Origin of the sequence: Thioclava sp. JE_KL1, assembly GCF_009296265.1 — a bacterium.
Lineage (GTDB): Bacteria > Pseudomonadota > Alphaproteobacteria > Rhodobacterales > Rhodobacteraceae > Thioclava.
This window is the reverse complement of record NZ_WBJS01000005.1, coordinates 363,978-377,255: the sequence shown is the minus strand read 5'-3', so window position 1 is coordinate 377,255 and position 13,278 is coordinate 363,978. Positions and strand designations below refer to the sequence as shown.

Sequence of the window (13,278 nt, the reverse complement as noted above, 5' to 3'; positions counted from 1 at the left end):
GGCTTGGCCAGTGCCCGGGCTTTTCGCGCCCCGTTCCGCGCCCTATACCAAGTCGAAAGGAGCCTCACAGATGCCAAATCCCACCGCAGCGATCCTGATCATCGGCGATGAAATCCTCTCGGGGCGCACCCGCGAGGGAAACGCGCATTATCTGGCCGGACAGCTGGTCGAGCGCGGAATCACCTGCCGCGAAATCCGCGTGGTGCCGGACGATAACGAGGTGATCGTAGCCGCAGTGCGGGAGCTCTCGGCAGCCCATGATCACCTTTTTACGAGCGGCGGAATCGGCCCGACCCATGACGACATCACCGCCGATGCGGTGGCCGAGGCGATGGGCGCCAAGCTCGACGTGCGCGAGGATGCCAAAGCGATCCTCGCCGCGCATTACGCAGCCCGGGATACGGAATTCACCTCCGCGCGGCTGCGCATGGCGCGGATCCCCGACGGCGCGGTTTTGATCGAGAACCCGGTCTCTGCCGCGCCGGGCTTCTCGCTGGGCAATGTCCATGTGATGGCGGGCGTGCCGAACATCTTTCAGGCGATGGTCGAGGGGCTTTTGCCGAAACTCACCGGCGGCGCGCCGATGATCTCGCGCAGCCTGCAGGTGCTGCGCGCGGAATCCTCGGTGGCCGACGATCTGCGCGCGCTGGCGGGCCGCTATCCCGACCTCTCGATCGGCTCCTACCCCTTCGTGCAGGAAGGCCGTTACGGCACCAATCTCGTGCTGCGAGGCACCGATCCCGTTCAGGTCGACGCGGGCTTCGCCGAGCTGAAAACCGCCTTCCCGGAGGGCACATGATCGACGCCTACGCGATCATCGACGCGACTTGGCCCGCAGCCGAATATCGCCGCGCGGGCGGATTTCTGATCCGTGACGGACAAGGCGGCGGCTCGCGCGTCAGCTGCGCGACGCTGGAAGTGCCGCTCGAGCAGGCCGACATTCCGGCCGCCGAAGCTGCGCATCGCGCCTTGGGCCAGCGCCCGCGCTTCATGATCCGCGCAGGCGACGAGGCCTTGGATGCGGTTCTGGAGGCGCGCGGCTACGAATCCTATGACCCGGTGCGGATCTGGTCGGCTCCGATCGCCGCGATGCAGGGCGAGGTGCCGCCCGTGACCGCTTTTGCCCATTGGCCGCCGCTGCAGATCGCCCGCGACCTGTGGACCGAGCTCGATGTCGGCCCCGAGCGTCAGGCGATCATGGATCGCGCCGAGGTGCCGAAAACCTGCGTGCTGGGCCGCAAAGACGACCGGGCCGCAGGCGTTGCCTATATCGCTGTTTATGAAGGGGCCGCGATGCTCCACGCGCTCGCCGTCGCCCCAAAATACCGCCGGATGAGCCTCGCGCGCGAGATGATCCATGAGGGCGCACGCTGGGCCGCCGAGGCCGGGGCGGAGCGGTTCGAGATGATCACGACGCTCGCCAATGACGCCTCGAACACGCTCGCCGAAAGCTTCGGTATGGAAGTGCGCGCGCAATATCACTATCGCCGCGCGCCGGAGGTGGCATGACCCGCCGGGCGACCCTCCTGTTGGCAGGTCTTCTCGCCGCTACCCTGTCCCACGCGGCACAGGCGGCGTCGGATCTGCAACTGCCCGCAGGCGCCACGCAATCGGCGCAGGAAACGAGCCCCGCCACCAGCTACCAGTTGGCAGTCGGGCCGTGGCAGGACGGTCAGCTCGAGACCCGCGCTCTGGAAGGCGCGCGCTCCGATACGGCCTATCAGTTGCGCGCCAATCAGAACACGACGCTGCAAATCCTCGCCCCGCTGCGCGATCAGCTCGAACAGGCGGGCTACGACATCCTCTATGAATGCGACACGCAGGCCTGCGGCGGGTTCGATTTCCGCTACGCGCTCGACCTGCTGTCAGAGCCCGCGATGCATGTCGATCTGGGCGACTTCCGCTATATCGCGGCGCGCAATGGGGCGGATTACTTCGGAATTACCGTGTCGCGCTCGTCCGAGTCGGGCTTCATTCAGGTGACCGAGATGCGGGTGCAGGACGTCACGCCTGCTCAGCCCGATGATCCGCTCGCCCCGCCGCAAACCGCACCGATTCTGCCGCGCGCCGATGCCCCCGCCGTCGCCCCCTCCGCGCTTGCGCAGACGCTCGAGGCGCAGGGCTCGGTCGCGCTCGACGATCTCGACTTTCCGTCCGGGGCCTCCGCGCTCGGTTCGGGCGATTTCGCCTCGCTGCAGGCACTGGCCGAGTTCCTCAAGGCCAATCCCGATTTTCAGGTGATGCTGGTGGGCCATACCGATGCGGTGGGCTCGCTCGCGGCCAATATCGCGCTGTCGAAGAAACGCGCGCAATCGGCACGGCAGAAGCTGGTCGGCGATTACGGGGTCGCGGCGTCGCAGGTCAGCGCCGAGGGGGCGGGCTTCCTCGCCCCGCGCGCAAGCAACCTGACCAAAGAGGGGCGCGAGAAAAACAGACGGGTCGAAGCGGTTCTCACCTCGACCCGGAGTTAGCGCCAGCCGGCGGATTGGCCCGGCGCGGGAGGGAGTTCGCTCTCACCAGTTGTCGGGGCCCTTCTCGGCGAAGGTCTTGGCGAGGAAATCGATGAAGGCGCGCACTTTCGGCTGGGTGAAACGGCCCGGCGGATAGATCGCGTAGATGCCCAGCGTTTCCATCGGCAGATCGGGCATCGCCTCTTCCACCAGCCCTTCGCGCATCGCATCGGCGTAAAGGAAGGACGGCAGGTAAGCGATCCCCAGACCGGCGGTCGCGGCGTGCAGCAGCGACTGGCCGTCATTGACCGTCAGCCAGCCCGCCGAGCGGACCTGACGCCGCTCGCCCGAAGGCGCGGTCAGCTTCCAGACATTGCCCGCCGACTGGTTGGAATAATGCAGCAGCTTGTGATCGTTGAGATCGTCGATCCGCTCGGGGCGACCGAATTTCGCGAAGTAATCCGGCGAGGCGATCATCCGGCGCGAGGTCTCGGTCAGCTTGCGCGCGCGCAGGCTCGAATCCTCCAACTCACCGACGCGGATCGCCATGTCGAACCCTTCGGAGATGAGTTCGACGTATCGATTGTTCAGCACCATATTCACGGTGATTTCGGGAAATTCCTGCAGGAATTCGCCCAGAACGGGCGAAAGAAGATTCACACCGAAATCGGTGGCGACCGAGATGCGCAGCAGCCCCGAGGGCGCCGTCTGCATCGACGTGACCAGCGCATCGGCCTCGCCCGCATCGTTGAGAACACGGCGCGCGCGGTCGTAATAGGCCAGCCCGATTTCCGTCGGCGAAACGCGACGGGTGGTGCGGTTCAGAAGGCGTGCGCCGAGTCGCGCCTCCAACGCCGAGACGTGTTTCGACACAGCCGATTTGGAGATGCCCATCTTCTTGGCCGCATCGGTGAAGCCCCCTTGATCCACGACGGTGGCAAAGGCTTCCATTTCAGTCAGGCGATCCATCCCAAACACCCTTCGGCTTGTAATTTCTGTTTCTTATTTCCCGCTTATCGGTACGAAATCGGGCGCAATTTAGACTTCGCGGCGACAATACGAGGGTAACAATGGGAGAGAATCCCGCAGGTTGGTGACCCCTGCGAAACGGTGGCGCTTTCGCTCTGACGCCGCGTTTGACGTGACAAGCTTGGCCTCGCGCCGCAGAGTGCGGGCCAAATCAGGGAGGGTTACATGAGCCAATATCCGCATATCTTCACGCCGCTCGATCTGGGCCATGTGACGCTGCCGAACCGCGTGCTGATGGGCTCGATGCACACCAATCTCGAAGAGCGCGGCGACTGGAATGCGGTGGCCGAGTTCTACGCCGAGCGCGCGCGCGGCGGTGTCGCGCTGATGGTGACGGGCGGCATGGCCCCCAACAATGAAGGCGGCGTGTTCCCCGGCGCGGCGGGCCTGTTCACCCCCGAAGATATCGCGCATCACCGCATTATCACTGACCGCGTCCACGAAGCGGGCGGCCGGATCGCGATGCAGATTCTTCATGCGGGACGCTACGCCTATGGCCCCGATTGCGTGGCCCCCTCGGCCATTAAATCCCCGATCTCGCCCTTCCTCCCGAAAGAGCTCGACGAAGCCGGGATCGAGAAGCAGATCGCCGACATTGCCACCGCCGCCGCGCGCGCCCGCGAGGCGGGCTATGACGGCGTCGAGGTGATGGGCTCCGAGGGCTATTTCCTCAACCAGTTCCTCGTGCGCCACACCAATAAGCGCGAAGACGGTTGGGGCGGCTCGTTCGAGAACCGGATGCGCCTGCCCGTCGAAGTGGTCAAGCGCGTGCGTGAAGCGGTCGGCCCCGATTTCATCGTGATTTTCCGCATCTCGCTGATCGACCTGATCCCCGACGGCTCGACCTGGGAAGAGGTGGTCACGCTCGCGAAAGCCGTAGAGGCGGCGGGCGCGACGATGCTCAACACTGGCATCGGCTGGCACGAGGCGCGGGTGCCGACCATCGTGACGTCGGTGCCGCGGGCGGCCTTCACCTGGCTCACCGGGCGGCTCAAGCCCGAGGTCTCGATCCCGGTCATCACGTCCAATCGCATCAACACGCCTGAAGTCGCAGAAGAGGTGCTGGGCGACGGCTGCGCCGACATGGTCTCTATGGCGCGCCCCTTCCTCGCCGATGCGGATTTCGTGGTGAAGGCGAAAGAAGGCCGCGCCGCCGAGATCGCGCCCTGCATCGCCTGCAATCAGGCCTGTCTGGACCACACGTTCCAGGGCAAGGTCTCGAGCTGCCTCGTGAATCCGCGCGCCGCCCATGAGACCGAGATCGTCATCGCCAGGACCGAGGCGCCGAAATCGATTGCCGTCGTCGGCGCGGGCCCGGCGGGCCTGTCTGCCGCGATCACCGCAGCCGAGCGCGGCCATGCCGTGACGCTGTTCGACCGCGCCTCGGAACTCGGCGGGCAGCTGACCATGGCACGCGCGATCCCCGGCAAGGAGGAATTCCACGGCCTCACCGACTGGTTCAAGACCATGGTCGAGAAGACCGGCGTGACGGTGACGCTGGAGACCGACGCCACGCCCGAATTGCTCGCGCCCTTCGACGAGATCATCATCGCGACCGGCGTGCAGCCGCGCGACCCGGAAATCCCGACCGAGGGCGGGCAGGTCGTGACTTATATCGACATCCTCAAGGGCCGCGTCACCGCCGGCAAACGCGTCGCAGTGATCGGCGCGGGCGGCATCGGCTTCGACGTGGCCGAATTCCTGACGGTGACCGAAAGCTCGACGCTGGATCTGGAAGAATGGAAGCGCGAATGGGGCGTCGGCGATCCGGCGCAGACGCCGGGCGGGTTGACCAAGCCCGCGCCTGAGGCCCCCGCCCGCGAGGTCACGCTGCTGCAGCGCAAGAAGGAAAAGCTCGGCCGCCGCCTCGGCAAGACCACTGGCTGGGTTCACCGCGCGGCGCTGCATATGAAGGACGTGAAAATGATCGGCGGCGTGAATTACGAGAAGATCACTGCCGAGGGGCTGCATGTCACTTTCGGAGAGGCGCGCGAGACCCCGACGCTGATCGAGGCCGACACGGTCGTACTCTGCGCGGGCCAACTCTCCGACCGCTCGCTAGCCGATGCGCTGATCGCGGCGGGCCGCAGGCCGCATGTGATCGGCGGCGCGGATGTGGCAGCAGAACTCGACGCGAAACGCGCCATCGATCAGGGCACCCGGCTCGCCGCAGCGCTCTGATCACCCTTTCGGCTTGGAAGAAATATCCCGGGGGGCTCGCATCGCGAGCGGGGGCAGAGCCCCCTCATCGTCCTCAGCTGGAACGCCACGCCCCGCCATCCGCGCCGAAGCGCATGGCCAGATCGGCGACCAGCGCCATATCGACCGCATCGAGCGGCCCTTCATCGCGCGGGCGAAAGCGCAGGCGGAAGGCGGGCAGGATCGTCGCGAGCGGCGCTTCCGGATAGCCGAGGCTGGACGCCAGCGCGAGGAAGTTCTCGGAATCGACCGCAGGCGCAGTGGTGCCGCGTTCAGGCCAGATCGCCAAACCCTGCCGCGCGAGGCGCTGCCAATCGAAACGCGGCCCCGGGTCGATCTTGCGCTCGGGCGCGAAGTCCGAATGGCCGATGACGTTCTCCGGCGCGATTGCCCAGCGGCGCATGATCTGCGGCAGAAGCGCCTCAAGCGAGGCCATCAGAGGCTCGGGGAACGGACGGTCGCCTTCATTGTCCAGCTCGATCCCAATGGAGCGCGAGTTCACATCGCCCAGACCCTGCCAGCTCCCCAAACCCGCATGCCAGGCGCGCATCTCCTCGGGGACGAGTTGCTCGACCGAACCGTCACGCCCAATCAGCCAATGCGCGGAGACCTCCGCCTCGGGGAGGCAGAGGCGGGTGCGTGCGGACTCGCAGGACCGCATCGCGGTGTAGTGGATGACGATAAGTTCCGGCACCGCCCCATCGCGGCGCGGGCCGTAATTGGGCGAGGGCCAGTCGGCGCTCACTGACGCGCTTGCTGGAACGGCGTCGGATCCCAACCGCAGGCGAACCCGTCGCCATCGGGATCGAGGTTCAGTCGGTCTTTCTGCGGGCCGCCTGCCGAGAGGAAGGCGCGCTGCGCCTGATCAGCCGAGACGTATTTCGCGCAGGCCTTGTCCGACGAGGTCAGCTTGATGCCCGAGCGCTTGTAGACGGAATCACCCGGCCGGTTCGACACCGACAGCGCATAGGCGGCGAGGTTCGGGCCCGAGCTGTCCTGATTGCTGATCGTGTTCTGTGCGACGGGCGCGGTGGCGAGGCTGCTCGACGCGGTGGTGTCGAAACCCGGCGAGCTGGCCGTGGTGCTCGATCCGGCGGTGCTGTTCGACGCGTCGGTCTGCTGCAGCGCGGCCATTGCATCGGCCCCGATCGCAGCGCCGCTATTGTCGCCGCCATTCGAGCTGGAGGCCGAGGTCGACGGGTCGTCGCCGATGGTGCCGCCTGCGTCGATCGTCGGCGCAGACAGCGCATTGGTCGTGCCCGGCATCGCGGTGCCGGTCGCGTTCAGCGGTGCGCCGGGCGCGTCGGGGTTCGTCGCGCCGTTGTCGGTCGGCAGAACGCTCTGCGCCGAGGGCGGCACGATGGGCTGGCCGCGCAGTTCGGCCTCGCGACGGGCTTCGGGGCCGCTGTCAGGGATCGAAGAGATACAGCCCGAGAGGGCCAGAACGCCGCCGAGGATCGCGAGTGCCTGTTTCATGTTACCACCATTTCTCCGGTTTGGCCGCGAAGCCCGCCGCCTGTTCGAGGACATGGGCGTGATTCAGCAGATCGCCCTCTTCCCAGGGCCGCCCGATGAGTTGCAGCCCCAGCGGAAGACCCTTGCTGCCCAGCCCGCACGGCACCGAAACGCCGGGAAGGCCCGCAAGGTTCACCGTCACGGTAAACACGTCCTGCATATACATCTCGACCGGATCGGCGCCGTCCATCTCGCCCAGCCCGAAAGCGGCCGACGGGGTGGCGGGCGTCAGGATCGAGTCGATGCCCTGTGCGAAGACCTGCTCGAAGTCGCGCTTGATCAACGCGCGGACCTTGCGGGCGCGGTTGTAATAGGCGTCGTAGAAGCCTGCCGAGAGGACATAGGTGCCGATCATCACGCGACGCTGGACCTCGGGGCCGAAGCCTTCTGCGCGGGTCTTCTCGTACATGTCGACGATGCCCTCGCCCGCCGCGAGCTTGGCGCGGTGACCGTAGCGCACGCCATCATAACGCGCGAGGTTCGACGAGGCTTCCGCCGGAGCCACCACGTAATAGGCGGGCAGCGCGTATTTCGTATGCGGCAGCGAGATATCGACGATCTCGGCGCCCGCATCTTTCATCATCGCGATGCCCTCGTCCCAGAGCTTCTGGATTTCGGCGGGCATGCCCTCGATGCGGTATTCCTTCGGGATACCGATCTTCTTGCCGCGAATGTCGCCGGTCAGCGCCGCCTCGAAATCCGGGACCGGAATATCGGCGGAGGTCGAATCCTTCGGATCGTGCGAGCACATCGTGCCCAGCATGATCGCCGCGTCGCGCACCGATTTGGTCATCGGGCCCGCCTGATCGAGCGAGGAGGCAAAGGCCACCACGCCCCAGCGCGAGACGCGGCCATAGGTTGGCTTGATGCCGACGATGCCGGTGAAGGCGGCGGGCTGGCGGATCGAGCCGCCGGTATCGGTGCCGGTCGCGGCAAGGCACAGATCGGCAGCCACGGCGGCAGCGGAACCGCCCGAGGAGCCGCCCGGCGTCAGTTTCCGGTCGTCGATCTTCCACGGGTTCACGGCGGGACCGTAGCAGGCGGTCTCGTTCGACGAGCCCATCGCGAATTCGTCCATCGACAGCTTGCCGAGCATCACCGCGCCCGCATCCCACAGGTTCTGCGTGACGGTGGATTCGTATTCCGGCTTGAACCCGTCGAGGATGTTCGACGCGGCCTGCGTCGCCACGCCCTTGGTGGCGAAAAGATCCTTGATGCCCAGCGGGATACCGCACATCGCGGGCGCATCGCCCGACTTGATGCGGGCATCGGCGGCCTTGGCCTGCTCCAGCGCGATCTCGGGGGTCTTGTGCACGTAGGCGTTCAGCGCGCCTGCACCCTCGATCTCGCTCAGGCAGGACTCGGTCAGTTCGACCGCGGTCACATCGCCCTTCTTCAGCGCATCGCGCGCATCGGCAATCGTCAGTTTGTTCAGGCTCATTCGACCACCTTCGGCACGGCAAAGAAGCCCTCACGGGCATCGGGGGCGTTCTTGAGGATTTTCTCGGGATAACCGCCATCGGTCACCTCGTCGACGCGGCGCTTGAGGCGCATCGGCGTCACGGAGGTCATCGGCTCGACGCCCTCGACGTCGACCTCGTTGAGCTGCTCCATGAAGGTCAGGATGCTCGACAGCTCCTGCGCGAGCTCGGGCAGATGGTCTTCGGGCACCCGGATCCGGGCCAGATGCGCCACTTTGCGGGCGGTGTCGATATCAATGGACATGTGCTTCTCCGCTTGTCTTGGAAGGCGGTTTAGCCCGAGCCACTGGGGCTTTCAAGCGCCGCGCCCCGCATCAGCGGGCCCCTGCCCTGTCACACGCGAATTTGCGCGCTAATCTTGGAACCTGCACAGTGCTGATACGTCACCCTGTCACAATCGAAGTGCCTAACGGAGGAAACCCATATGAAAGTCATTTGGCTCGGCCATTCCGGCTTCCGCATCGAAACCGGCGATGCCGTGATCCTGCTCGACCCGTTCCTGACCGGCTCGCCGGTCTTTCCGGATGACAAGCGCAGCGAAGCGATCAAAGGCGCGACGCATCTGCTGCTGACCCATGGCCACGGCGATCACGCCTCCGATGCGGTGCCGATCGCGAAGGAACTGGGCATTCCGATCTACTGCATTCACGAATTGTCGATCATCCTTGGCGCAGAGGGGGCCGAAACCGTCGGCTTCGGCAAGGGCGGCACCGTCGATCTGGGCGGCGCGAAGGTCACGATGGTGAACGCGACCCATTCCGCCTCGATCGACTACAAGGGCGGCGATCCGGTCTATGCAGGCCAGCCCGCGGGCTTCATGATCGAAGCCGAGGGGCACACGATCTATGTCACCGGCGACACCGACATCATGGCCGACATGGAATGGATGGGCGAACTGCATAATCCCGATATCGGCATCCTTGCCGCGGGCGGCCATTTCACGATGGACATGAAGCGCGCGGCCTGGGCGTCGAAGAAGTATTTCAACTTCAAGACCGTCATTCCCTGCCACTACAAGACCTTCGATGCGCTGGAGCAATCGGCCCAGCCGCTCATCGACGGCTTGCCCGGTGTGGATGTGATCGAACCAGAGATGCTCAAAGCTATCGAGATCTAAGCTGAAGCGCGCCGGGCCGGGGGCGGCATTGCTTGCAGCTTGCAGCCCGGCGCGCTAGCTTCTCGCCCGGATCGGGAGGCCGAATAGATGTCAGACTTATTGTCCTTCAAGGAGATGTGCGAGCGGTTCGACGTGACCCCGCGCACGCTGCGCTATTACGAGTATATCGAGCTTCTCAATCCCCAGAAGGAAGGGCGTTCGCGCTATTACGGTCCGCGCGAGGTCGCGCGGATGACGTTGATCCTGCGCGGTCGCCGGTTTGGCTTCTCGCTCGAGGAACTGCGCCAGTGGCTGATGATCTACGATCAGCAAGGCACGGAAGAGCAGAACCGCGTCTGGGTCGAACTTGCCGATCGGCAGCTTGACGTATTGACGCAGCAGCGTGAAGAATTGGACGCGGCTATCGACGACCTCCGACAATTGCGTGATCAGGTTCGGGACACACTTGATTCTTGACCCTGAAATGCATTCCTTAACGTCAGCGAGGTCGTGAGAGCGCCTTGTGAGCTTGACGATTATGGCGAGTTTCGAGGAAAGAAACTTGCTTTACCGTACGGTAAAAATTCCCTGACATTACGTCATTGGATTCGTGACGCCACGTTACGGTGACGCGAACGTAAAGAAGTCTTGTAATGTGGCCGCAGGCAGACGATTTGCCGCGTCGCATTACGCAAAGGAAACGCGAGGCAGAGAGTATGACCGACACAGTAATGACGATCCGCGAGATGTGCGACGCCTTCGAGGTGACCCCGCGCACCCTGCGGTTCTACGAAAGCAAGGAGTTGCTGTTTCCCATTCGCGAGGGACAGAAGCGGCTGTTTACGCGACGCGATCGCGCCCGGCTGAAACTGATCCTGCGCGGCAAACGTTTCGGGTTTTCGCTGGAGGATATCCGCCAGCTACTGGACCTCTACGAAATGGGCGACAAGCAGAAGACGCAGCTGAACGAGACGATCAAGCTCGCACAGCAACGTCTGGAGGAAATGACGCGCCAACGCGAGGAACTGGGTCAGGCGATCGACGAACTGGCCGGTCAGATCGAGTGGGCGGAGAAGGAACTGGAGAAGGCGCGCCACGACGACGCGGCCTGATCCGCGAAGACGACTAAAGGGAGCGAACCATGTCGAGCTTTATCGCCAACACCAAGGACATGCAGTTTGTGCTGCATGAGCTGCTCAAGGTCTCGAATTCGGATGTGCCGGGTTACGAGGAAATGGACCGCGACTTCACCGAGGCCGTTCTGGATGCGGCCGGGAAGGTCTCGTCCGAGGTGCTGGCCCCGCTGAACGAGGTGGGCGACAAGGAAGGCTGCGTGCTCGAAAACGGCGTGGTCCGCACGCCCAAAGGGTTCGACAAGGCGTTCGAGGCGATGAAAGAGGGCGGCTGGACCGCGCTCGATTGCGATCCCGAGTTCGGCGGTCAGGGCATGCCCTACCTGCTCAACTGCGCGGTGGGCGAGATGTTCGTCTCGGCCAACATGGCCTTCAACATGTATCAGGGCCTGACCCACGGCGCCTATTCGGCGATCCACACGCATGGCACGGACGACCAGAAGCAGACCTATCTGCCGAAGATGGTCACCTGCGACTGGACCGGCACGATGAACCTGACGGAGCCCCATTGCGGCACCGATCTGGGTCTGATGCGCACCAAGGCCGAGCCGCAGGACGATGGTTCCTACGCGATCACCGGCACGAAGATCTTCATCTCGGCGGGCGATCACGACCTGTCGGACAACGTGATTCACCTCGTGCTGGCGAAAGCGCCGGGCGGTGGCGAAGGCACCAAGGGCGTGTCGCTCTTCATCGTGCCGAAGTTCCTCGTCAACGAGGACGGCTCGCTGGGCGAGCGCAACTCGCTCTCGGTCGGCAAGCTCGAAGAGAAGATGGGCATCCACGGCAACGCGACCTGCGTCATGAACTATGACGGCGCGAAGGGCTGGCTGCTGGGCGATCTCCACAAGGGGATGCGCGCAATGTTCACGATGATGAACGAAGCGCGTCTCGGCGTGGGCCTTCAGGGCTACGCCGTGGCCGAAGCCGCCTATCAGGAAGCCGTGGCTTACGCGAAGGACCGCACGCAGGGTCGCGACGTAACCGGCGTCAAAGCACCCGAGAAAGCCGCCGATCCGATCATCGTGCACCCGGACGTGCGCCGGATGCTGATGGATCAGAAGAGCTTCGTCGAGGGCGCCCGCGCCTTCACCTTCTGGGGTGCGCATCTGATCGACCGCTCCCATGCGCTCAACGACGCCGAGGCCGAAGGTCTGATCTCGCTGATGACCCCGGTCATCAAGGGCTTCCTGACCGACAAGGGTTTCGAAACCGCCGTCTCCGCGCAGCAGGTCTTCGGTGGCCACGGCTATACCGAGGACTGGCCGATGTCGCAGCATGTGCGCGACGCGCGCATCGCGATGATCTACGAAGGCGCGAACGGCATTCAGGCGCTCGACCTGGTGGGCCGCAAGCTCGCTCAGGACGGCGGCAAGCACGTCATGGCCTTCTTCGAGATGGTCAAAGCCGAGTGCAAATCGCATGACGATGACGAGCGGATGAAGCCCTTCACCGACGCGCTGAAGAACGCCTCGAAGCAGCTTCAGACGGCGGGCATGTTCTTCATGCAGAACGGCATGAAGAACCCGAACGCGGCGCTCTCGGGCAGCTATGACTTCATGCATCTGATGGGTCATGTCTGCCTTGGCCTGATGTGGACGCGGATGGCGAAAGCCGCCTTCACGGCGCTCGACAACGGCGCGACCGATACGTCCTTCTACGAAGGCAAGATCGCGACGGGCCGCTACTACATGGCGCGTCAGCTTCCGGCCTGCGCGATGCACCTCGCGCGGATCGAGACCGGCGCGGACCCGGTCATGGCGCTCGCCGACGACCAGTTCTAAGGCGACCGGATCCAACGAAAAAATGAACGGCGGGCCTCGGCCCGCCGTTTCAATTTTCAATCACCGCCATGTCAGGCGAAGTGTAGCGCCGGACGATTGTTTTGCGGCCGCGCGGGTCTACCCTCGGAATCTCCAACCAGAGACGATTCCCACCGAGTCCCGCCGTCATGTATCTCGATAATGCAGAAACCAACCGCCGTTACGACGCCGCTCTCGCAGAGCTGCGGGCGCGGGGCGTGTTCCGCTCGACCCGGCCGCCAATGGGCGCACGGGTGCTGCATTGGCTGGGCTTCGAGCCCCGCCCGATTCCCTATCTCGACTGGAAGCAAAACCTGCTGATCTTCGCAGCCGGGTTCGCGGTGGCGCAGCTTCTGGTGGACCACCTGCTGAGCGCGACCGAGGGCATGTCCTTCGCGCCGCATCTGGTGACGCTGGTAATCTCGGCGCTCGCCTTCGGTGCGCTGATGGCGCTGTGGCAGATCCACCGCAAGAACAAGCTCGGGCTGAGCGATTGGGACGACCTCTAGGGGCGGGCTTGAGGCTCGGTCCCAGAGCACCGGCGGTCTGGCCAGCGCGCAGGTTTCTTCCTAA

The 13,278-nt window shown here is 64.6% G+C and carries 14 protein-coding genes; 9 read left to right on the top strand and 5 right to left on the bottom strand.

The window, feature by feature from the left end; all coding sequences use genetic code 11:
* Positions 1 to 70 precede the first annotated feature (70 nt).
* From F8R15_RS11860 to F8R15_RS11850, 3 genes are read left to right on the top strand one after another with little or no spacing between them, the layout of a single operon-like run.
* A complete protein-coding gene (locus tag F8R15_RS11860; RefSeq protein WP_152844710.1) occupies positions 71 to 799 on the top strand; it encodes a molybdopterin-binding protein in 729 nt (242 codons plus the stop codon).
* Positions 796 to 1,509, top strand: coding sequence for a GNAT family N-acetyltransferase (locus tag F8R15_RS11855; RefSeq protein ID WP_152844709.1), 714 nt, complete (start codon positions 796 to 798; stop codon positions 1,507 to 1,509). Before F8R15_RS11860 ends, F8R15_RS11855 begins: the two co-directional genes overlap by 4 nt.
* Complete coding sequence (locus tag F8R15_RS11850) at positions 1,506 to 2,471, top strand: OmpA family protein (RefSeq protein ID WP_152844708.1); 966 nt, start codon at positions 1,506 to 1,508, stop codon at positions 2,469 to 2,471. The genes F8R15_RS11855 and F8R15_RS11850 overlap by 4 nt, the downstream gene beginning before the upstream one ends.
* Before the next feature lie 42 nt (positions 2,472 to 2,513).
* Here the strand turns inward: F8R15_RS11850 and F8R15_RS11845 are convergent, their stop codons facing one another.
* Positions 2,514 to 3,419, bottom strand: coding sequence for a LysR family transcriptional regulator (locus F8R15_RS11845; RefSeq protein ID WP_152844707.1), 906 nt, complete (start codon positions 3,417 to 3,419; stop codon positions 2,514 to 2,516).
* A gap of 225 nt (positions 3,420 to 3,644) precedes the next feature.
* On the opposite strand from F8R15_RS11845, the gene F8R15_RS11840 reads away from it, so the two are divergent.
* Positions 3,645 to 5,660, top strand: a complete 2,016-nt coding sequence (locus tag F8R15_RS11840; RefSeq protein WP_152844706.1) for an NADPH-dependent 2,4-dienoyl-CoA reductase — start codon at positions 3,645 to 3,647, stop codon at positions 5,658 to 5,660.
* Between the two features lie 73 nt (positions 5,661 to 5,733).
* On the opposite strand, the gene F8R15_RS11835 is transcribed toward F8R15_RS11840, so the two are convergent.
* From F8R15_RS11835 to gatC, 4 genes are read right to left on the bottom strand one after another with little or no spacing between them, the layout of a single operon-like run.
* Positions 5,734 to 6,423, bottom strand: a complete 690-nt coding sequence (locus tag F8R15_RS11835; RefSeq protein WP_368731041.1) for an N-acetylmuramoyl-L-alanine amidase — start codon at positions 6,421 to 6,423, stop codon at positions 5,734 to 5,736.
* Entirely contained in the window at positions 6,420 to 7,154 is a 735-nt protein-coding gene (locus F8R15_RS11830) for a hypothetical protein (RefSeq protein WP_152844705.1), read from the bottom strand. The genes F8R15_RS11835 and F8R15_RS11830 overlap by 4 nt, the downstream gene beginning before the upstream one ends.
* Before the next feature lies 1 nt (position 7,155).
* Positions 7,156 to 8,634, bottom strand: a complete 1,479-nt coding sequence (gene gatA / locus F8R15_RS11825) for an Asp-tRNA(Asn)/Glu-tRNA(Gln) amidotransferase subunit GatA (RefSeq protein ID WP_152844704.1) — start codon at positions 8,632 to 8,634, stop codon at positions 7,156 to 7,158.
* A complete protein-coding gene (gatC, locus tag F8R15_RS11820) occupies positions 8,631 to 8,918 on the bottom strand; it encodes an Asp-tRNA(Asn)/Glu-tRNA(Gln) amidotransferase subunit GatC (protein WP_075775378.1) in 288 nt (95 codons plus the stop codon). Before gatC ends, gatA begins: the two co-directional genes overlap by 4 nt.
* 180 nt (positions 8,919 to 9,098) lie before the next feature.
* Between gatC and F8R15_RS11815 the strand changes: the two genes are divergently transcribed.
* The 5 genes from F8R15_RS11815 to F8R15_RS11795 all read left to right on the top strand — a co-directional run bounded on the left by F8R15_RS11815 (position 9,099) and on the right by F8R15_RS11795 (position 13,214).
* Positions 9,099 to 9,791, top strand: coding sequence for a metal-dependent hydrolase (locus F8R15_RS11815; RefSeq protein ID WP_078522330.1), 693 nt, complete (start codon positions 9,099 to 9,101; stop codon positions 9,789 to 9,791).
* Positions 9,792 to 9,878: 87 nt separating this feature from the next.
* A complete protein-coding gene (locus F8R15_RS11810; protein ID WP_078522329.1) occupies positions 9,879 to 10,247 on the top strand; it encodes a MerR family DNA-binding transcriptional regulator in 369 nt (122 codons plus the stop codon).
* Positions 10,248 to 10,486: 239 nt separating this feature from the next.
* Complete coding sequence (locus F8R15_RS11805; protein ID WP_078522328.1) at positions 10,487 to 10,882, top strand: MerR family DNA-binding transcriptional regulator; 396 nt, start codon at positions 10,487 to 10,489, stop codon at positions 10,880 to 10,882.
* 29 nt (positions 10,883 to 10,911) lie between these two features.
* Positions 10,912 to 12,687 carry an acyl-CoA dehydrogenase C-terminal domain-containing protein gene (locus F8R15_RS11800; RefSeq protein ID WP_152844703.1) on the top strand — a complete coding sequence of 592 codons (1,776 nt, stop codon included), beginning with the start codon at positions 10,912 to 10,914 and terminating at the stop codon, positions 12,685 to 12,687.
* Positions 12,688 to 12,854: 167 nt separating this feature from the next.
* Entirely contained in the window at positions 12,855 to 13,214 is a 360-nt protein-coding gene (locus F8R15_RS11795) for a DUF6404 family protein (protein WP_078522326.1), read from the top strand.
* The last annotated feature ends 64 nt before the right edge of the window (positions 13,215 to 13,278 follow it).